Origin of the sequence: Fibrella arboris (assembly GCF_041321095.1) — a bacterium.
Taxonomy (GTDB): Bacteria; Bacteroidota; Bacteroidia; order Cytophagales; family Spirosomataceae; genus Fibrella; species Fibrella arboris.
This window is the reverse complement of sequence record NZ_JBGGWE010000005.1, coordinates 260781-283482: the sequence shown is the minus strand read 5'-3', so window position 1 is coordinate 283482 and position 22702 is coordinate 260781. Positions and strand designations below refer to the sequence as shown.

The 22702-nt window shown below is 56.1% G+C and carries 7 protein-coding genes; 2 read left to right on the top strand and 5 right to left on the bottom strand.

Annotated elements, in window-relative coordinates; all coding sequences use genetic code 11:
* Positions 1 to 152: 152 nt before the first annotated feature.
* The 5 genes from ACAW75_RS11000 to ACAW75_RS10980 form a co-directional block, all read right to left on the bottom strand.
* On the bottom strand, positions 153 to 1424 hold the full coding sequence (locus ACAW75_RS11000) for a replication-associated recombination protein A (RefSeq protein WP_370728766.1): 1272 nt from the start codon (positions 1422 to 1424) through the stop codon (positions 153 to 155).
* Positions 1425 to 1530: 106 nt separating this feature from the next.
* Entirely contained in the window at positions 1531 to 3243 is a 1713-nt protein-coding gene (locus ACAW75_RS10995; RefSeq protein ID WP_370728765.1) for a putative Ig domain-containing protein, read from the bottom strand.
* A 27-nt stretch (positions 3244 to 3270) separates the two neighbouring features.
* Positions 3271 to 6324 (bottom strand): GEVED domain-containing protein, encoded by a 3054-nt coding sequence (locus tag ACAW75_RS10990; RefSeq protein WP_370728764.1) that lies wholly within the window; start codon positions 6322 to 6324, stop codon positions 3271 to 3273.
* Between the two features lie 441 nt (positions 6325 to 6765).
* Positions 6766 to 13272, bottom strand: coding sequence for an SdrD B-like domain-containing protein (locus ACAW75_RS10985; protein WP_370728763.1), 6507 nt, complete (start codon positions 13270 to 13272; stop codon positions 6766 to 6768).
* A 620-nt stretch (positions 13273 to 13892) separates the two neighbouring features.
* Positions 13893 to 20387, bottom strand: coding sequence for an SdrD B-like domain-containing protein (locus ACAW75_RS10980; RefSeq protein ID WP_370728762.1), 6495 nt, complete (start codon positions 20385 to 20387; stop codon positions 13893 to 13895).
* 729 nt (positions 20388 to 21116) lie between these two features.
* Here ACAW75_RS10980 and ACAW75_RS10975 point away from each other — a divergent pair.
* Together ACAW75_RS10975 and ACAW75_RS10970 are read left to right on the top strand one after the other, a co-directional pair.
* Positions 21117 to 21923, top strand: a complete 807-nt coding sequence (locus tag ACAW75_RS10975) for a LamG domain-containing protein (protein WP_370728761.1) — start codon at positions 21117 to 21119, stop codon at positions 21921 to 21923.
* The gene (locus tag ACAW75_RS10970; protein WP_370728972.1) at positions 21920 to 22699 is read left to right on the top strand and encodes a hypothetical protein; all 780 of its coding nucleotides are present in this window, start codon (positions 21920 to 21922) and stop codon (positions 22697 to 22699) included. Before ACAW75_RS10975 ends, ACAW75_RS10970 begins: the two co-directional genes overlap by 4 nt.
* The last annotated feature ends 3 nt before the right edge of the window (positions 22700 to 22702 follow it).

The following is a 22702-nucleotide window of genomic DNA, read 5'->3' as shown; positions in this document are numbered from 1 at the left end:
ACTAAAACAACTTCTAAGGTCTTTTAACGAGTTTCATTCCCGTTGACTTTCCCTTGTTTTTACGTCGGAACGTACCTGGCCGTTGCCAGAAAATGCCCTTCTGGAGCGCAATAAACGGTTTTTCGCGACGAACGAAAGCAACTCATCGTTGGTCAGTAGCCATACCACTCGCCCCACCAGGCTTTCAGGCTCCGAAGGATATCCTGCTCGCGTGGATTCTGGCCGGGGTCATACAGTTTATGCCCCTCCAACTCATCAGGCAGGTAGTTCTGCTGGCTGAAATTGCCATTGTAATTGTGCGAATACTGGTATTCATTGCCATAGCCGAGTTGTTTCATCAGCTTGGTTGGAGCATTACGCAGGTGGAGCGGAACGGGTAGGTGTGCCGTTTTTTCGGCCAGGGCCATCGCCTCATTTATCGCCACGTAGCTGGCATTGCTTTTCGGCGACGTGGCCAGATACACCGCCACCTGCGACAGAATGATGCGGCCTTCGGGCATACCGATCACCCGAATGGCCTGCATGGCTTCGGTCGCCATAATCAGAGCGGTGGGGTTGGCATTGCCAATATCTTCCGACGCCATGATCAGCATACGGCGGGCAATAAACACCGGGTCTTCGCCCGCCACCAGCATTCGGGCCATCCAGTAGAGCGCCGCGTTGGGGTCTGAGCCACGTAGCGATTTGATAAACGCCGAAATAATATCATAATGCTGCTCGCCGGACTTATCATACCGCGCAATGTTTTGCTGCGCCACGCTCGTAACATACTCATCAGTCACCACCAGTTCATCGGCCGATACATGGTTGGTCACTACCAGTTCGAGCAGGTTCAGCAGCTTCCGGCCATCGCCCCCCGACAGCCGCAGCAGCGCATCATACTCGGCGATCCGTACCTGGCGTTGCTTCAGAATAACATCGGTTGTCAGGGCCCGGTCGATGAGTTGGATGAGGTCATCGCGATCGAGCGCTTCCAGCACATAGACCTGACAGCGGGAGAGCAGCGCCCCGTTGACTTCAAACGATGGATTTTCGGTGGTAGCGCCGATCAGCGTAATCTGCCCTTTCTCAACGGCACCCAGCAACGCATCCTGCTGGCTTTTGTTGAAGCGGTGAATCTCGTCGATGAACACCACGGGCGGAAACATCCCGGCGGGGCGAGCCAGTACGTCGCGCACTTCTTTAACGCCCGAGTTAATGGCGCTGAGTGCCACAAAAGGCCGCTTGACGGCTTCGGCCAGCAGTAGCGCCAGCGTTGTTTTTCCGACGCCCGGAGGACCCCACAAGATCATGGAAGGTAGACGGCCCGACGCTACGGCCCGGCGCAGTGAACCGGTAGGGCCGATCAGTTTGGCCTGGCCGATTACTTCATCAAGCGTACGGGGGCGGATTCGTTCGGGCAGGGGCGTTGAGGACGTGTTCATCCTGCAAAGCTACGAAACCCAGCAGGTCATCGGGTATGCGCACACACCGACCAGGACGATTATACGCACGGTCATTCATTGGCAGGCGGGCTTAAAAAGACGTTGCCTAGCGAATGCGTTCAGCCGATATTGGCAGACAGTCCATAGGCGGGCAGTCGCACTGGACTGGTGCTGCGTAGGATACGTTGAGCGTGCCGCAACTGGCCAGGGTGATGGCCACTGTATGTGTACCACTGCCGGGTGTCAGACCGGTCAACGAGTAGGTCACAGACGTTGTTGCTGGTGTCACTGTTAAGGCCGTTGACTGGCTACCGTCGGTAATAGTTAACAGGCCAGCCGTTGCGTTGGAGAGGCTCACCGTTCCTGTCAGGCCATAGACAGTACCAATACACGTACCCGGAATCGCTGTTGCCGAGAGCGAACACACAGGTGGTGCCGTGGTGGTCAGGCTGAAGCCGGCTAGGGCTGTGCAGGCTTTAGTGTCGGTTACCCGGACGGTAAAGCTGCTGGTAACTGCCGAAGCCGGTGTGCCCGATAATGCACCGGTGGTCGGGTCGAGTGAGAGGCCGGCCGGCAACGTACCTGACAGAATCGTGTAGCTAATGGGCGCCGTGCCGCCACTGGCCGTGAGTGTCTGGCTATAAGCTGAACCGATCTGACCGCCTGCCAATGGGGTCGCAGTCAGGCTGAGTGAGCAGACTGTACAGGATGCTGGAGCAACATAGGTAGTGCTGATGGGGCTGTACCCCGGCCCACTCACAGTAACCGTGTGAAGGCCAGTGCCGGAAGGTAGATTGGTAAGGGTAAACGAAGCCGAAGACTGGCCAGCCGTTACGGCAACAATAGCTGTGCTGACCCCATCCGTGACGGTCAACGAACTGGCTACGGCATTGGTCAGACTAAGTGTTCCCGTTGTCGTGTACTCATTGGTGGCACTCGTACACGTACCCGGACCTGCCGTGACAGCAATCAGTGGGGCAGGAGGGGGCGCAATAGTGATATTGAGTGGCGCTGTGGCAGAGCATGCCTGCCCATCCGTGACCAGGAGGGTAAACGTAGTGGTAGAGGCAGCCGTTGGGGTTCCTGAGATGATACCTGTGCCGTTGCCGAGGTTGAGTCCGGCCGGGAGCGAACCCGCCGTGATCGAATAGGTGAGTGGCAACGCTGACGTACTGGCCAATACGGTTTGGCTGTATACAGACCCTACCTGACCAGTCGGCAGGTTTGGCGTTGTCAGGCTAAGCGAGCAGATAGGGGCACAGCGTAACGCCCCCGGCTGATCCACGCCGGTAAACTGACCCGCATTAATTTGAAGAATACCGTTGTTGGCCGGAACAGCATTGAAGCTGGTAAAGTCGGGGCTGAACTCCAGGGTGGGGTTTCCATCGGGGTTACGAACGCTGAACGTGATCGTGCCAATACTCACCCAGTCAGCACTGGTGATAAGCGGACAGCTGATCGACGAGCTGTTCAGGGTTAGGGTCAGGTTGAAGAAACCGGGAGATGATCCGTCAGAGCTGTGTGTGTCCCACAACGATTGACCGTTGCACAACGTGTTCTCGTTGAAATTGAGCGACTGGTAGTTAACGAATGTCAGCGAACTGGGGTCATATGTCAGGAAGATTGACGACGTACCTATCGAGAACGAGGTAGCATCACTAGCCCGGATCTGTAGAGTTGCCGTATAGCTACCGTCGGCGCAACCCAGTTGGGTCGATAGGCGAAGGTTGGCTGTTTGAGCGGTAACCCGGTGCGAGATAGCACAAATCAGCACCAGGCTCAGGCTGATATGGAGCAATGAAAGGAGAAACTTGGTCATAGGGAAGGGCGAAAAACGGCTGAACAGTTATAAACCGGGAGTTCCTATTTTAGAACGATTCAGCATCCAGCGGTTAAAATCTTTGTTGTTGATAACGCCATTGCCATCACTGTCGGCAGACAGGTAACGGCCCACACTGGAGGCGTTGAGTTTCCATTTATTAAAATCGAGCGAGTTGATAATGCTATTGGCATCAAAGTCGCCGGAATACATAGCCAGCTTGCCACCAACAGCCACCAATTGATTCGTGCCGCGCACGGTCGACAGGGAGGATGTAAAGTCAACCAGCTGATTATCGGTGATCGGGCTACTCGACTGAATGGCTAAATGGCTCCGATGGTGGATCGAGACATAGATGGGGGCCGTCAACGGAGGGAATAAAACCCCTTCGCTGCCATCTGGACTCAATAAAATACCATCGCTCCTGACAAAAACGGCTTTGCGGGCCAGCACTTCTCCCGCGGCATTTCGGGCATAAACCAGTAGCCAGTCTGTTACATTGGCAGGAAAAGTAGTTACCTGCTCGGTGCCCTGATAGAGCCAGGGAGACACCGTATAGGGCTGTTGTTTGGGGAGTAGATTACCTGTAGCCAGCAAGGTGTGCATGGTGGCCGTTGTCGTACTGGTAAACCCTTCGAGCAGTATGCGCCCCCGAAACAGGACGGATGTGGGACAACTGACAGCCTGAACAGTGGTACTGGCTGCACTGGTGCAACCAAACGGGTTGGTGTTGGTGACCGAATACACGCCCGTAGCCGACACGCTGATACCCGCCGACATCTCACCTGTAGTCCAGGTATAGTTGCTGCCCCCAGTGACAAGGACAGGTAGCGACTGACCACTACAAACGGTGGCATTCTGGGGGCTGACGGTCAGTGAATTAATCGGATTCACCGTCACCATTGCCGAAGCGGTCACTAAACTGGCCGGGCAGCCATTGGCGTCGGTCAGCGCCTGTAGCTGATAGGTTCTGGTCTGCGAGGGGACAACCGGGATCGGCGTGCCACTAACGTACCCCGTCACTGCACTTGTCGCAAAACCGTCGCTGAGTTGAAGGGTGTACGGGCCCTGTCCGTTGAGAACCGACGCTGTCAGGGTGACCGACTGGGTACCACAGACCGCAGTGGCGCCGAGCAGACTGGCCACCACAACCTCAGGCTGACCAACAGTGACCACCAGGCTCTGACTACAGGTGGCGTCGGTTACTCTGGCAACGTAGCTGCCTGCGGCCAGCGTGGAAAACAGACCGGTCGCCTGCGTCAGATTATTCAGAGAATAGGAGAAAGGGCCAGTTCCGCCAGTGGTAGCTAATTGAACGCTGCCATCCGTACTGCCTGCACAGTGTGCTGGCGTAGCCGAAGCGGTTAACGTAAAGCAGGCAGGTGGCGCTGGCGTATCAATGAGCAGCGTGTAGTCTTCGGTCTCGCCATAGTTATAGGCCGCGCAAGCGCTATTGACCAGCCCTTCAGACGAATACTGACTGCGCAGACGAAGCCGGGCCTGACCGATCGACACTGAGGCAGGTATGCTGATCGAACTCTGTATCCGTGGGTTCATCAACTGGCCGGCCGATGATTGATACAGGATCTCAGCGGTACTAAACACACCGTCGCGGTTGCTATCCAGCCAGATAGTCAGGTGCTGAACCACATAACTGCCGCTACTACCCGTCAGTGCGCTGGCGGTGAATGAATATACCCGGCCCGGAAGAACGCGATGCACCGTCGATGAAAAATCGGAGTAACCGGCCGTGCCAGCTCCGGTGGCCACTGAACGTAGCGTCGCCTGGCTTCCCGTCAGAATGAACTCGTCTATTTTAGGGAAGAAGTTAGCAATGGGAAAGACATACGTGGGTATGCAATAAAACAGCCCTACATCGATACGCTGTACTAAACTGTACTGTGTCGAGGCATTGGACGCCTTTACCCGGTAGTAATAGGTGGTATTCGACTGAACCGATCCGTCGGTATACGAGAAGGTTCCTGGCGGGGTGCTGCCAACAACAGAAAAATTGGCGGAGGGGTCTGTTGAGCGTTCAATCAGAAAACCGGCGGCATTGCTCTGTGCGTAGGCAAACTGAACGAGTGCGCCAGTGGGCGTTTGCCTGACGGTCAAAGCAGTAGGGGCAGCAATGGTATTGTCAACGCAGTTTAGGCTGTATTCATTCTGCGGCGAAAGGCGTAGGGCAAGACCTGCCGAAATGCGGGCGTACTGACCAGCCGTAAACGTGTTGTTGGCCGTGCAGCCGGCATAATACGACATGATATTGTCGAGCAGGGGGGTATACTTGTCGCCATTGGCATCGGTAACCGTTCCCGTATAGACGCAGCCGGATACGGTAGCGCCCGCCCGACCATATGGATCGGCTGGTGTATCGCACACCAGATCACCGGTGTCTGAACAGTTGTGCGCAAACGGCCTGCCAGCCTGCGCTTCACCCGGCCGAATAACCAATTCACGGTCGGTTATATCACTGCTGTTACTGCCTTCGAAGGTGTGATAAAGGTTGAAATAATGGCCAAGCTCATGCGGCAATGAATTGCCCGTTACCTGATTGGCCTTCACGAATACCCGATTTGTCAGGGCAATTGACCCTGGGTAATAGGCATAGCCCGACGCTTGCACGCCCCCGTAGTTAATGGTATTTAGGATGTAGATGTTGATGGCATTCAGCACGTCGTGCGAATCAGCCAGCGCACTCTCTTCGCCGGTATCATAATCAAATAGAGCGGTATCATCAATGTAATCTGGTTGACCACCACAGATGTAAAAGGCGATACCAGCGGGTTGGTAAATCTGGTTTATCAGTACCACCGCCTGATTCAACGTACCCAGACTGACACCACCCGTTCCGTCGTCCCGGCGTACTACATGGAACCGGACAGGCAAATACTGCTTGTCGCCTGCCAACCGTGCTGAACGGCCGCGAGGCAAACCCGATGCGAGTAGTTGTTCCTGCCTGATCATCTGTTCAGTAGAGAGGATAGGCGTGACACAGATATCCTGCGCGTTACCAGCTTTCCAAACCAGAAGCAACTGTAACGCAACAAGCAGAGCGTGTAACCTACCGATAGTTGCCATGAGTATAAACCGAAACCAAGTATGGCATCATCCTAAGCTGGGTTATACGTTCAATAATTATACCAATGTTCGTTTGTGTCTGACAATTATAAGCAACCTGATTTTGAATGAGTTAACTTATAATATTGCCCTTATACTCAAGATGGTATCGAGTATAGCTGTATTTCGTTACAGTGTTAATTGTTATACTAATTCTACTTATTCTATAAATGGTATCCAGATAAATACTCATAGTTTCTGGCCGGGTCTACGGCAGAATTGAGGTGCAGGAGCTATAATCAGCGCCGATTGCTGTAGCAACGAATCTGTCTGTGATCTCGGCTAAAGGAGGCTATATGAACTAGTCGTTTAAGACTCGGTTTGAAAACACCTATAGATGCAGCAGGCCAGCCTTGAACGGGCTGGCCTGCTGCATCTATAGGTGTAATAGCTGTCGCTTGCTTACCTGCTCACGATGCGCCGAACCTTAACGGGTACACAAATAGCCGGTGGGCACTGGCACTGAGCGGGAGGGATCACCACGACCACATCGCTGAAGCAGCCTTCCGCCGAATAGACCCGTATGGTATAGGTTGTACCGGGGGCCGAAAGCGGGTTGGGCTGATTGGCCAGCAGGACACTGCCTGGGGTCAGACCTGCCAGGGGTTGGTCAGTGGCGAACAGCGGGGGGCTGGCCGTGAAGCTGCTGCCCAGGCTGACGTTGTAGCTCACGGCGTTGGTCGAGCTACCCATCAGGGTGAGCTGGGCGTTGTTGGCGGGGGTCGAGCCGGTGCAGCTAGCGGCTAGGGCTGTGGCCGTGAGGCTGGGTGCCGGATCGGCAACGATCACGAAGGGGCAGCACGAGCCGTCGGGGCAACCCGCTGAGTTGGTGGTTGCCACAGTATACTCGCCAATCGCTGTTACGCTCAGTGTGGCGCTGGTTGCACCCGGAATAGGCGTACCATTCAATGACCACTGGTAGGCGCTGGACCCAGTCGGCGTGGTGAGTAAGAACTCGAACGGCGTGTTCTCGCAGACATGGAAGGGCACCGTCAGGCAGGCTGTAGCGGTAGTGCTGGTTCCGCCCGGGGCGGTAGCTACGTTATAAACCAGGCCTTCCGTGTTGACCTGCGCCTGGAAGCTCAGAGTGGCTACGGCTCCACCGGTCAGGGTAGGGATTGTCCAGGTACCGCCCGTTGCCGAAGGCGCAAAACTACCCGTTGAAGCCGACCCTGACCCGACAATTGTAAGCCCCGAACTACTAAAGGTATCGGTAACGATCACGTTGGTAGCTGTGGTGGCACTCGTGTTCGTGAGGGAGATCGTGTATGTCACAAGCTGGCCTTTCGCTACGCGGCTCTTGTTTACCGTCTTGGCAATGGCATAGGTAGCGGCTGCCCGAACGAAACCTGCATCCAGGGTTGGATTGTTCTCGCTGGCGGTCAGCGTAACGGGGGCTGTGACGCCGCCTACCGGATCGGAGTCGATGGCATCGTTGCTGCCCACATTCGAGGCCGTGGCCGCCGAGAAGCCCGCCGGGGTAGTGAAGCTGACCGAATAGGGAAGCCCCGGGGTCAGCCCCGTAAAGCTGTAGAGGCCGTTCACATCGGTGGTGGTCGTACCAGCCACCGTGCCGCTCTGGAGCAGGGTCACCACGGCGCCCTGGATGGGCAGGTCACCCGCATCCTGGAGACCATCCTTGTTGACGTCTTCGAAAACGAAGTTGCCCAGCGATGCACTTGGCCGGAAGAAGCCCGCATCGAGCGTGGGGTTGTGCTCGCCAGAAGTTAGCGTCACTGGCGCCGTAATGCCACCAACCGGATCGGAGTCGACAGCATCATTGCTTCCTGTGTTCGACGTTGTTACTGAATAGCCAGCCGGTGTGGTGAAGCTAACGGAGTAGGGTACGCCAGGGGTTAAGCCCGTGAAGCTGTACAGACCATTGGCATTGGTATTGGTAGTCGCTACCACCGTTCCATTGCTGATCAGCGTTACGGTAACGCCGGGAATTGGGTTGTCACCTGCATCCTGAATGCCATTTCGATTGGCATCTTCAAACACATAGTCGCCCAATGAAGCTGGCCGATAGTAACCCATATCGACAGTCGGATTCGTCTCATTCGCCGTCAACGTATAAACGCCGGTCAACCCGGTGGCAGGGTTGCCATCACTATCGCTTGCATCGTTGCCTGAATTAGCACTGGTGGCGAAGTAGCCCGCTGGTGCGCTGAAACTCACGGAGTAAGGCACCCCGGGGGTCAAACCGGTGAAACTATAAAAACCTGCGGCGTTGGTGGTGGCAGTGGCTACCACCGTACCACTACTGATCAGGGTCACGGCGACACCTGCGATAGGTACGTCGCCTGCGTCCTGCTGCCCATTGGCGTTGCTGTCTTCAAATACATAATCGCCCAAACTGGCGGTCAGCGGGTAAAAACCGGCGTCGAGCGTTGGGTTATATTCCCCTGGTGCCAACGTCACGCTTTGGGTCAATCCTGTCACTGCATTGGCGTCGCTGTCAGCTGTATCGGAGCCTACATTACTAATCGTAGCCGAGAAATTAGCCGGCGCGGTAAAGCCCACTACATAGTTGTTGGACGTACCTGGCGCTAAACCGGTAAACGAGTAGAAGCCAGCCGCATTGGTCGTCGTTGTCGCCACAGCTGATCCATTCAGGAACAGCGTGACTGTCACACCCGCCAATGGGCTATCCCCCGCATTCTGGATGCCGTCTTTGTTGGCATCAATAAAGGTGTAGTCGCCCAGAGAAGCCGTCGGCAGGTAGAAACCCGCATCCAGGGTGGGGTTGTTTTCGCCCGGCGCCAGGGTCACGGACTGGGTTTTGCCCGTAATGGGGTCGGCGTCGGAGTCCGCCGTGTCTGAGCCTACATTGCTGATGGTGGCGGTATAACCCGCCGGGGCGGTAAAGCCCACCACGTAACTGTTGGCCGTACCGGGGGCCAGGCCCGTAAAGCTGTAGAGCCCCGCGGCATTGGTGGTGGTGGTGGCCACGGCTGATCCGTTCTGATACAGTGTCACTGTCACGCCTGGCAGGGGCGAATCACCGGCGTTCTGGATGCCGTCCTTATTCGCATCAATAAAGGCGTAGTCACCTAATGAGGCTGGAATGATTGGCCGAACGAAACCTGCATCCAGGGTGGTGTTATTTTCATTGATCGTCAGCGTAACGGGGGCTGTGACGCCGCCTACCGGATCGGAGTCGATGGCATCGTTGCTGCCCACATTCGAGGCCGTGGCCGCCGAGAAGCCCGCCGGGGTAGTGAAGCTGACCGAATAGGGAAGCCCCGGGGTCAGCCCCGTAAAGCTGTAGAGGCCGTTCACATCGGTGGTGGTCGTACCAGCCACCGTGCCGCTCTGGAGCAGGGTCACCACGGCGCCCTGGATGGGCAGGTCACCCGCATCCTGGAGACCATCCTTGTTGACGTCTTCAAAGACGAAGTTGCCTAAGCTGGCGGTCGGCAGGTAGAAACCCGCATCCAGCGTAGGATTGTGCTCGCCTGGTGCCAGGGTCACGGACTGAGTTTTGCCCGTAATGGGGTCGGCGTCGGAGTCCGCCGTGTCTGAACCTACATTGCTGATGGTGGCGGTATAACCCGCCGGGGCGGTAAAGCCCACCACATAGCTGTTGGCCGTACCGGGGGCCAGCCCTGTGAAGGAGTAGAGCCCCGAGGCATTCGTAGTCGTAGTAGCTACCGCTGAGCCATTCTGGAAGAGCGTCACGTTTACGCCGGCAAGCGGTGAATCGCCGGCGTTCTGAATGCCGTCTTTATTGGCATCGATGAATACATAATCACCTAAACTAGCAGGCTTCAGGTAGAAGCCGGCGTCGAGCGTTGGGTTATACTCCCCTGGTGCCAGGGTGACGCTCTGGGTCAGCCCCGTGATTGGACTGGCGTCCGAATCAGCCGTGTCGGAGCCTACATTACTGATGGTGGCGGTATAACCAACTGGCGCTGTGAAGCCTACCACGTAACTGTTGGACGTACCTGGAGTCAGGCCGGTGAAGGAGTAGAGGCCGGAGGCGTTGGTGGTGGTGGTAGCTACGGCAGACCCATTTTGGTATAGCGTCACCGTAACACCTGGCAGGGGCGTATCCCCGGCGTTCTGGATGCCGTCTTTGTTGGCATCGATGAAGGCATAGTCGCCCAATGACGCTGGAATCAGGTAAAAGCCTGCGTCCAGGGTGGGGTTGTGCTCGCCCGGCGCCAGGGTCACACTCTGAGTACGGCCGGTGAGGGGATCGGCATCCGAGTCCGCCGTATCCGAGCCCACGTTGCTGATGGTGGCCGTGTAGCCCGCCGGGGCGGTGAAGCCCACCACATAGCTGTTGGCCGTACCGGGCGTCAGCCCCGTGAAGGAATACAGGCCATTGGCATCGGTGGTCGTGGAGGCCACCGCACTGCCGTTTCGATACAAGCTCACCCGCACCCCGGCAATGGGCGTGTCGCCCGTATTCTGGATGCCGTCTTTGTTGGCATCCACGAACACGTAGTCGCCCAGCGAAGCGGGCAACAGGTAGAAGCCCGCGTCCAGGGTGGGGTTGTTTTCGCCCGGCGCCAGGGTGACACTCTGGGTTTTGCCCGTGCTTGGACTGACGTCCGAGTCCGCCGTGTCGGAGCCCACGTTGGTGATGGTGGCCGTGTAGCCCGTTGGGGTGGTGAAGCCCACCACATAGCTGTTGGCCGTACCGGGGGCCAGACCCGTGAAGGAGTAGAGGCCGGAGGCGTTGGTGGTGGTGGTGGCTACGGCTGATCCGTTCTGATACAGTGTCACTGTCACGCCGGGCAGGGGCGTATCCCCGGCGTTCTGGATGCCGTCTTTGTTGGCATCGATGAAGGCATAGTCGCCCAGGGCAGCGGGCTGGAAATAAGCGGCATCATAGGTGAAGTTGTTTTCGCCTGCCGCGCCCAGGGTGAAGCTGATGCTGCCCGCGCTGGTGGGGTCGGTATCGATGGCATCGCTGTTGGTGCCCGTTGCCGCGTTGGGTTTGCTGCTCAGCAGGTAGGTCCCTGCGCTGGCGCTGGTGGGGAAGCTGAGCGAGTAGCTGGCGCCTGCTGTGAGGCCGGTGAGGCTGTAGACAAAGCCGGTGGCATTGGCGGCTGTAGCGTTGGAGAAGTAGTATTCTCCGTTGGCGTTGGTGGTGACGTTGACCCCGGCGGTAGGCAGGCCTGGTCCTTTGAGGGTGACCACGACCCCTGCCAAAGCGGGTTCGCCGGGGTCCTGGACGCCATCATTATCGGTGTCGATCCAGACCCGGTTGCCAATCTGAATTGGTGCCTGGTTACACAGCACCTCCAGGTCACCCAGGCCATTTGCTTTACCATATTCCAGCGCACTACCGCCATACAACATGGCCCCGGCACCTGGATTAGTGCTGGTTCCGGTGGTATTGCCATCTTTAGCACCCGTGAGATTGATTAGTCGTTTGATACCGCCCGTGTTGAAATCGTCCAGCGGATCAACGGCCGTCATCGCCAATTTACCACTACCCGCCAGCAAAGCCAGCCCTGCCTGGGAGCTCATGCCATGATTGGCTCCGTTCTGCACCCGGTCACCCCAATAGTATTTTCCTGATCCGGGGCCTTCGCTAGCCGTCTGATTCGACGATGCCGTGCTGCCACAGATAGAACCGTTGCTTTCGAGCGTCCATTGTGTGTCTGTGGGATTACACTTCCCTGCCCGTAACACTTCGCCCGGACTGATGACACTGACCAGGACTGCGTCGCCGGCAATTGGCCGATGGTTCTGGTAACCCATCTGGTCGCCAAACCGGTCGCGAAGCCCCAGGATCATATCGCCGTCAACATCAAATTCAATATCGGTTAACCACGCCTCGGGGTAACTCGTATCTGTCCGGTCAGATTGGTAAGCGGTAGACCAGGGACGCCAGTATTCTGCCCTGGCCTGCCCTGTCTGGTCGGCGTTGGTAGGCTGCTTTTTATAAGTGAGCGGAAACGACAGGACGCTGTTGAACGAACTGCCATTAAATTCATAGACTGTTGCGCTCAACCCAGCCGTACTGGTGTAGGTATCGGGTTTACCGTCGTTGTTGGCATCCAGGTCAAGATCCTCCCTCGTACATACCACGCCCAGATAAGCTTTACCCCGATAATATTTGACGGCAAAGGGCCGATAGCTTTGTCCACCACAGGGGTTTGGGATAGCAAAGGCAGTGGGTGTTTTCGTCGCTATATCGATCAGATATAACGTGCGGTTCTTAAGGTTGACAACGTAAAGAGTTTTATCGTCGTCTGAAATGTCGATATCGCCCAGACTTGTTTTGCCCACCGCATTAAAAGCTGGTAGGTCATAACTGTCTAACCGATTACTGCTGTTAAGGGCGGTGGGAATGTCATTACCGTGTGCCTCGGTTGTCGACGTGACAGCGGTACCGCCAACGGTAGTAAAATTGAAAAACTGCGTTGTCGTAGGCGTAGCGGAAGCTAAATTAGTGACATAAATCGCGTTTGGACCACCAGCGGCAAAGCCCACATGCCGCTTCGTGAAAGCTGCCGAAAAAAGCTGTTTCGTATCTTTCTTGTAAGCCAGCCCCCAGGCAGCGCCGATGTCGTTCACCACAGCGTAGTGGCTGACCGTTTTCGTGGTCTCCACAACTTCATATGGAACGCCCACCAACGCGTCGCGGCTGCCTAACGGGGGGGAGTTGGTGGCGTTTATGGCAACAAAACAGGTCGTTATTAGTTGCGGATTGGTCGTTTGGCAGTAGTTGGCCGGGTAGTTGATACCGAAATTTGCGTTGGTAGCTCCCGCTGTCACGAACTGGACAGACGTACCACTGCTGCTGCCCCGAAACGAATCGAAATCGCCGGATGGCAGGTTGGTAAATTCCAGGCGGACGCTACCCGACAGCCCTGAGATGGTGAAGCTACCGGTAGCGCTCGTTGTAGCCGATACTGGATTGCCTGTGATCGGATAACCTGTTACCACTACACCCTGTGCACCGATTTCAGCATACGTATTTGTGCCAGACGTAGGAGCGGTGTCGTAAACGCCATTACTGTTAAAATCCCTGTAAACAGTACCTGTTATGGCTTGAGCTTGAGCAAATACAGGTAAGAGACCTACCAAAAAGACGAGGCACCAACTCAGAACCCGCCAATGGATTGGAATACAGGATAGAGTCCGGTAGTGATTTTTCATGACCAAAAAATTTGCAGCTAGATAAGTATTTACTCCTCCAGCATGCACAATTGCAAGGCCATTGTAACTATGATGAGCCAGATTAAGTAAAAATCATAAATTAACAGAAGTTATATATGAGTAATATTTTTAAATTAAACTATTGTTTGTCAGTTTGTTATATATAAAATATGTTTTAATTGCCGCCTGTTGGCTAAGGTTAAAACTAGTATTTTTTATATAATAGATAAAAGCACTAGATTAAGTATTTTAATCTAGTGCACAGATTTTCGCGTCAAAACAATAATTGTACCAATTACTCAATAAGCGCAAGCGCTCGATTGCCTTGGTGGGCTATAACCTGAAAAAGGTGGGCCAGCCCTCTACAGGGCTGGCCCAAGCTAACTCTATACTAGTGATCGTGTATCCTACCGGCGAGCGACCTTCCTGACTACGAATGGCGCGCATTTGACCGGTGGGCACTGGCACTGAGCGGGAGGGATCACCACGACCACATCGCTGAAGCAGCCTTCCGCCGAATAGACCCGTATGGTATAGGTTGTACCGGGGGCCGAAAGCGGGTTGGGCTGATTGGCCAGCAGGACGCTGCCTGGGGTCAGACCTGCCAGGGGTTGGTCAGTGGCGAACAGCGGGGGGCTGGCCGTGAAGCTGCTGCCCAGGCTGACGTTGTAGCTCACGGCGTTGGTCGAGCTACCCATCAGGGTGAGCTGGGCGTTGTTGGCGGGGGTCGAGCCGGTGCAGCTAGCGGCTAGGGCTGTGGCCGTGAGGCTGGGTGCCGGATCGGCAACGATCACGAAGGGGCAGCACGAGCCGTCGGGGCAACCCGCTGAGTTGGTGGTTGCCAGCGTATATTCACCGATAGCTGTCACGCTCAGGCTGGCCGAAGTGGCTCCCGCTATAGGCACCCCATTGCGACTCCACTGGTAAGTGCCGTAGCTGGTGGGTCCCGAGATTTCAAACTCAAAGGGGATTCCTTCGCAGACATGGAAGGGCACTGTCAGACAGGCTGTAGCGGTAGTGCTGGTTCCGCCCGGGGCGGTAGCTACGTTATAAACCAGGCCTTCCGTGTTCACCAGAGCCTGAAAACGGAGAGTCGCTACGGCTCCTCCGGCCAGGGTAGGAATCGTCCAGAGGCCCCCCGTCGCTGAGGGAACGAACGTACCTGAGGAGGCCGTTGCTGACCCCACTACACTTACCCCTGTAGTGCTGAAGGTATCGGTCACCACTACGTTGGTTGCCGAGGTCACCGAGGTGTTGGTTAGCGAGACGGTGTAAGTGACGATACTACCTTTGGCAATACGGCTCTTGTCTACCGTTTTAGAAAGGGCGTAGGTGACGGCTGGGGTCACTGCCCGCACAAAGCCCGCATCCAGGGTGGGGTTGTTCTCCCCCGCCGTCAGGGTGACCGGAGCGGTGACGCCCCCCACGGGGTCCGAATCAATCGCATCGTTGCTACCCACGTTGGCTGTCGTGGTCGTCGAGAAGCCTGTCGGCGTAGTGAAGCTCACCGAATAGGGAATCCCCGGTGTGAGGCCCGTGAAACTGTAGAGGCCATTGACGTCGGTCAGGGTGGTACCTGCTACCGTGCCACTTTGCAAGAGCGTAACAAGGGCTCCTGGAATGGGCAGGTCACCCCCGTCCTGAAGGCCGTCTTTGTTAACATCCTCGAAGACGAAGTTGCCCAGGCTGGCCGTGGGCTGGTAGAAGCCCGCATCCACCGAGGTGTTGCTCTCCCCCGAGCTCAGCGTCAGACCGGCGGTGCGTCCGGTAATGGGGTCAGCGTCCGAGTCCACTCCGTCGAAGCCCACGTTGGCCAAGGTGGGTACGAACCCGGCTGGCTGGGTGAAGCCCACACTGTAGGTATTGGCCGTTCCGGGGGTGAGGCCAGTGAACGAATACACGCCATTGGCATCGGTAGTGGTGGTAGCCACTGGCGTGCCGTTCTGGTAGAGCACCACGGTCACTCCTGGGATTGGCGTGTCGCCGACGTTCTGGATGCCATCGCGGTTGTTGTCGTTGAACACATAGTCCCCCAGGGAGGCGGGGCGGTAGAAGCCTGCATCCACGGTAGGGTTGAACTCATCGACACTCAGGCTGTAGGGCCCCGTCAGGCCAGTTACTGTGTTGGCATCCGAGTCCAGTGCATCGTTGCCCACGTTGGCCAGGGTGGGTACGTAGCCCGCTGGTTTGCCGAAGCCTACCGTGTAGGCAGTACCCGGGGTGAGGCCAGTGAAGGAGTAAAGGCCGTTGGCATCGGTTAGGGTGGTGGCTATGGATGTGCCGCTGGTGTAGAGGGTGACCTTAACGCCGGGGATGGGTAGGTCGCCTGCATCCTGAATGCCGTTGGCATTTTTATCCTCGAAGACATAGTCGCCCAGGCCTGCTGTAGGCAGATAGAAACCCGCGTCCAGGGTGGGGTTGTTTTCGCCCGGCGCCAGGGTGACACTCTGGGTACGGCCGGTGAGGGGATTGGCGTCCGAGTCCGCCGTATCCGAGCCCACGTTGCTGATGGTGGCCGTGTAGCCCGCCGGGGCGGTGAAGCCCACCACATAGCTGTTGGCCGTACCGGGGGCCAGGCCCGTAAAGCTGTAGAGACCACTGGCGTTGGTGGTGGTCGTGGCCACGGCCGACCCGTTCTGGTAGAGGGTCACGACCACCCCTGGCAGGGGTGCATCGGCCGCATCCTGAATGCCGTTCTTATTGGCATCGATGAAGGTGTAGTCGCCCAGCGAGGCAGGCATGATTGGCCGAACGAACCCTGCATCCAGAGTGGTGTTGTTCTCCCCGCTGGTCAGCGTGACCGGAGCGGTTACCCCGCCCACAGGGTCGGAGTCGATGGCATCGTTGCTGCCCACATTCGGACTCGACGTGGTCGAGAAGCCTGTCGGGGTGGTGAAGCTCACCGAATAGGGAATGCCCGGTGTGAGGCCTGTGAAACTGTACAGTCCATTAGCGTCGGTCAGGGTGGTACCCGCTACCGTGCCACTTTGCAAGAGCGTAACAAGGGCTCCTGGAATGGGCAGGTCACCCCCGTCCTGAAGGCCGTCTTTGTTGACATCCTCGAAGACGAAGTTGCCCAGGCTGGCCGTGGGCTGGTAGAAGCCCGCATCCAGGGTGGGGTTGTTTTCGCCGCTGGTCAGGGTGACCGGAGCGGTTACCCCACCCACGGGGTCCGAATCAGTGGCATCACTGCCCGTGTTAGGGCTGGTGGCCGAGTAGCCCGCCGGGCTAGTGAAGCTCACCGAATAGGGAATCCCCGGGGTGAGGCCTGTGAAACTGTAGAGGCCGCTGGCATTGGTCAGGGTGGTGGTTACTACCGTGCCATTACTCACCAGGGTCACCACCACACCCGCAATGGGCAGGTCCCCGGCATCCTGCTGGCCGTTTCTGTTCTTGTCCTCGAAGACATAGTCTCCCAGGGAAGCCGGCCGGTAGAAGCCCATGTCGATGGTGGGGTTGAACTCATCGACGCTCAGGGAGTAGACACCCGTCAGGCCCGTGGCGGGGTTGCCGTCCGAATCGGTGGCATCGTTGCCCGTGTTCTGTGCGGTAGCCGAATAGCCTGCCGGGGCGGTGAAGCTGACACTGTAGGGTTTACCAGGGGTAAGTCCGGTGAACGAGTAGAGGCCGGAGGCGCTGGTGGTGGTCGTGGCCACCACTGTGCCATTGCTCATCAGGGTAACCACTACACCGGGTAGGGGCGAATCCCCGGCATCCTGCTGCCCATTCGCGTTGTTGTCGATAAAGACATAGTCACCCAGGCCTGCAGTGGGTAGATAGAAACCCGCGTCCAGGGTGGGGTTGTGCTCGCCCGGCGCCAGGGTGACACTCTGGGTACGGCCGGTGAGGGGATCGGCATCCGAGTCCGCCGTATCCGAGCCCACGTTGCTGATGGTGGCCGTGTAGCCCGCCGGGGCGGTGAAGCCCACCACATAGCTGTTGGCCGTACCGGGCGTCAGCCCCGTGAAGGAATACAGGCCATTGGCATCGGTGGTCGTGGAGGCCACCGCACTGCCGTTTCGATACAAGCTCACCCGCACCCCGGCAATGGGCGTGTCGCCCGTATTCTGGATGCCGTCTTTGTTGGCATCCACGAACACGTAGTCGCCCAGCGAAGCGGGCAACAGGTAGAAGCCCGCGTCTAGGGTGGGGTTGTTTTCGCCCGGCGCCAGGGTCACCGACTGGGTTTTGCCCGTGCTTGGACTGACGTCCGAATCAGCCGTGTCGGAGCCTACATTACTGATGGTGGCGGTATAACCAACTGGCGCTGTGAAGCCTACCACGTAACTGTTGGCCGTACCGGGGGCCAGACCCGTGAAGGAGTAGAGGCCGGAGGCGTTGGTGGTGGTGGTGGCTACGGCAGACCCATTTTGGTATAGCGTCACTGTCACGCCGGGCAGGGGCGTATCCCCGGCGTTCTGGATGCCGTCTTTGTTGGCATCGATGAAGGCATAGTCGCCCAGGGCAGCGGGCTGGAAATAAGCGGCATCATAGGTGAAGTTGTTTTCGCCTGCCGCGCCCAGGGTGAAGCTGATGCTGCCCGCGCTGGTGGGGTCGGTATCGATGGCATCGCTGTTGGTGCCCGTTGCCGCGTTGGGTTTGCTGCTCAGCAGGTAGGTCCCTGCGCTGGCGCTGGTGGGGAAGCTGAGCGAGTAGCTGGCGCCTGCTGTGAGGCCGGTGAGGCTGTAGACAAAGCCGGTGGCATTGGCGGCTGTAGCGTTGGAGAAGTAGTATTCTCCGTTGGCGTTGGTGGTGACGTTGACCCCGGCGGTAGGCAGGCCTGGTCCTTTGAGGGTGACCACGACCCCTGCCAAAGCGGGTTCGCCGGGGTCCTGGACGCCATCATTATCGGTGTCGATCCAGACCCGGTTGCCAATCTCGATTGGCGACAGGTTGCAAAGGATTTCTACATCGCCCAACGCCGCGCCTTTACCGAAGTTAGCGATGTTCGTGTTGGCGATGATGGTATACACCCGGCTTTGGTAGCCAGTGGTCGTATTCAGCCAGCGGACACCCATCGCGTTGAAAGCCGCCGGGTCAAAGGATATGGCGGTGAGTTCGTTCGAGCCGGGCAACAGGGCTAAACCGCCCAGCGCTGTTTCGGGGTGAGTCGCATCGGAACCAATATAATAGTCCTGGTAGAAAAACTCGCCGGCACCGGAAGGTCCATCATTGAGCAGCTGACCTGCCTGTGCATTGGCGGCAACGGGTGGGGTGGTAAAGTTGTCATTCTCCGTGGGGCCTTCAAACACGTACCCGGACCCGGTAAACGAAGCCAGCAGCACATCGCCCTGACTAACGGCGCTACGCAACTGTGTTGAAGAGCCAGGTACAAAATTTGCCCAGCCCTGCTGATGGGCAAAACGATCTATAAAACCTAAAGCCAGACTCCCATTGGGCAGAAATTCGATGTCTGACAGCATGGGCTGTGGAGCCCCTACGAAGGTGCCGTTAATACCAGTTTTGAAGTCCTGAGCAGCCGCGTTCACACTACCGCCAAACGTAGTTGGGTCGGTGTAAACGTCGATCCACCGCTGCCATTTGTCAGACTCCAGGGCGTCGAAAGTCGATGTGGGAGAAAAGGGGACCCAGCCCTGCTCACGTGCGTAATTGAGGGGCACACTGGTCACTTGCGTGAAGGCCGTTGGGTTTTGTGGATCGAACGATAGGACGTGGGCCAGTTGGTTGACCGTCATGTCGGGAGTTGTCAGGGCTGAACCGTCACAAACCATACCTACATAACCAACACCATTCCGGAAGCCCAGGGCGAAAGGCCGCATTGTACCACTCGGACAGGCAGGAATCCCCGTGATCGAGGGCGAGGTTGTTCCATTGATGAAATAACGCTTCACTTTAGCCGCAGGTACGGTGTTAGGTACTGCCGTTCCGTAGAGTGCCGTAGAAATATCGATCGCTACCAATGATCGTTCGAACAGGTTGACGGCCCATAGTGTGTTGGTAGCCTGATCAATATCAATATCGCCGTACCCGACCTTGCCGACTTTAGCGTAGGCATCTTCATCTCGTGAAGCTTTTGTGCGATCGGCTGACAAATCGTTGACGCCCGTGCCACTGCCTGTTGCAATGAGTGTACGGGTCACGCTGCCGAAGGAGATGGCCGCCCCCCCATTAGATGGGATTACGCCTTCTAGGTCAAACCCACCCGCCAGCGTAGGCGTGGCGCCTGTGTAATCGACTGCGTAGATCCCGTCGAGGCCACGGTCGCCTAAACCAGACTGCCGTTTCAGGAATGCGCTCAGGTACGTGAATTTCCGTTGCCTATCGTAGGCAACGCCCCAGGTCGAACCTACTTTATCGGCATTCACATTGGTCGGGTACACATTCGAGCCTGAACCTGTGTCCGTATAATCCAATGAAACGACAACCGGATTTGTATTGCCTGCTCCACTTCCATTTTCGTAGCAGGGAATGACCAGCTGTGGGTTGGTCTGGCAATAGTTTTCGGGTAGATTCACGCCCAGATTGACGCCGGTTGAGCCGCCATTGACGAACTGAACCGATGTACTGCTATTGGCACCTTTAAACGAGTCGTAATAGCCAGTTGGTAGATTAGTGAACTCGACCCTGAACTGAGTTGTGGCCCCAACTGTGAGGGTATACGTACCCAGGGCGCTGGTCGTTGCCGAAATAGGTGCTGTAGCCGAGTTCAAACTATAGGCAGTGACAACGATCCCGGCCAGGCCAGGTTCACCATAGGCGTACGTACCCGAGGCTGGTATGGCTGCATAGGCACCATCGGCGTTGAAATCTCTATATACGGTGCCCGTAATGGTTTGTGCCTGGGTAACAAAGGGTAGAAGCCCTATTAATAATACTATATACCAGCCTGCACGCAGATGATTGGCGGGTATACAGGACAATGCCCGGTAGGAATTTCTCATGACCAGATGGTTTCGCAGCTAGATAGGTATTTATGCGATCAGCCTACGCAATCCTGGCGCCATTTTGGTGGAATAAGCGGTAGTGAACGAAGTCAGTGTATTTATGATTATTTTAAATCAGTATACTATTTGTTCGGTAACAGCCTGATTATTAATTGTATGTAATAGAGATGATACTTTGGCAAATTTTTTATTATAGAAAAAATAGCTAAAAAATTATAGCACACTTGACTAGTAGAATAAATGCTCAGTATTAATTTTTTTAAAACTATCATACTTCTCAAGAATTGTACCAAAGTCCACTTGTGGCCCGTAAGCAGATGCCCGCGCTTAGGGTAGACTTGTTCTCGCCCGCCAGCAGGAGCAGGTTGGTGGCCAGGTACGTGGCCGGATTGGCAGTTGAGTCGGCGGCGTCCGAGTAAGCGGCATCACAGGTGAAATTAGTTGTACAACTTACCCCGGTAAGTAAGTCAGGCCGAAGTTGCCACCCGCGCAACCAGGATCGGGAAAAACTGGTCAATCAGCCGCAGCCGTAAGCGGTATAGCGGTTTATCATTGCAGGGCCGGCCAAAGCAGATGTACCTGTTGATACGCTTTAAAAATCGGGCCTGTCTGTAAATATTGAGCGGCCGGTATTGCGCTAACCGAGCCGTCTAAGTAGTTTTACTAAAAGAGATGGTTAGACTAAAGTAGAGTAAGGAGATGTCTGAGTAAGCTAAATGGGCTGCAATGAAAAGGTTGACACTAAATACACGACGACTACGCCTGTACGTTGTTCTGCTCAGTCTTGCTTTTGCCAGCAGTTGCGAAAAATGGGACCTGCCGGTGGGGACTGACAGCCTCACTAATGGCTTGATCGCTTACTATCCATTGAACGGAAATACACTGGATATGAGCGGAAACAGCTTGACTGGCCAACTGATAAACGGAGCCACCTACGGGCCAGATCGCAGCGGATCAGCGCAGGCGGCGCTGCAACTCGATGGAGCCGACGATTATTTTGAGATCCCCGATAATACGAAACTACGGCCCGACTCCATCTCGATCAGTGTCTGGTTAAAGGCAGATCAGGTGGTGGACATCACAACGACCACCAGACATATTTACAACAAAGACAACTTTTCGGATCACATCAATCAGCAGTACAGCGCATTTATCAGTAAGCCGAAACCACCCAATACGGCTACTGCCTGCTGCGAGATAAGTGTCGATGTGAACAATGACGGCACCTGTAGCAGGGAAGAACCCGTTAAGAACAGACTGATTTATTACGCCCCCACTTTTGACTTGAATCAGTGGTATCACTTTGTCAGCGTTTTTGCAGGACAAACACTCAAACTGTATATCAACGGCGAACTGAAGATGGCGCAGAGAGAACTGACCACCAACCCGATTGACCGGTGTTCGGGCGGTAACCTGCGTTTTGGCGCCCACACCAGTGACGACGAGAATTATTTCGACGGGTTGATGGACGAGATCCGCATCTACAACCGGGGACTCACACAGGCAGAAATCAGTGCACTCTATAAACAATGAGCCCGTCAGTTTTTTTTCCGCTTCGAGTTGCTGCTGTGGTGGCAATGTGCCTATGCCAGAGCAGGGCGGTTGGGCAGGCTTTGGTGAAAAAAAACGTTACGGTTGCCAATATTCGGGTTGACCTGGATACCAACCGGGTGAAGATACAGTATGATGTAAGCGGAATAATCAGCCGTGATTCGGTATATGTGCAGATCGAAAGCCGGAATCGAGGGTTGTTGAACGCCCGTACCGTGACTGGAGACGTGGGCACGGCGGTGGAGCCGGGTAAAAACAAAACAGTTTACTGGGATTACCGGCTTGATGGATTAACGATGGAGGATGCCATTCGGGTAACTGTGCTTGTTAGCCAACCCGTGCCATTGGCGTTGCCCGTTACCATTGGGGGTGGCCCGGCCAATGCGCTACTGTCTGCCGTGGCGCCAGGAGTAGGGACCATCTTCGTACAGCCTAACCGAAAAATAGGGATAAGGCCTTTGATAACAGGCGCTTATGTAGGGATTTGGGTGTATGGCCTGGTGTGCAGAAGCCAGTCTGATCACCACTATGAGCTGTATACCAGTCAGCTAAACAAGGTTGATTATACGGAGGCTAACCGATTGCATCACCACTATCTGGTAGCCTCCTGGACCGCCTTGGCGTTGTTATTGACCGATGTGACATACACGTTTCTGAAGGGGCGAAACAACGAGAAGCAAAAGCAGGCGGCCCGGCAACAGGTTGCTATCAGGTACGTTGGCAACACACCGACTGTGGGTGTTCAGCTTACATTCTAATCA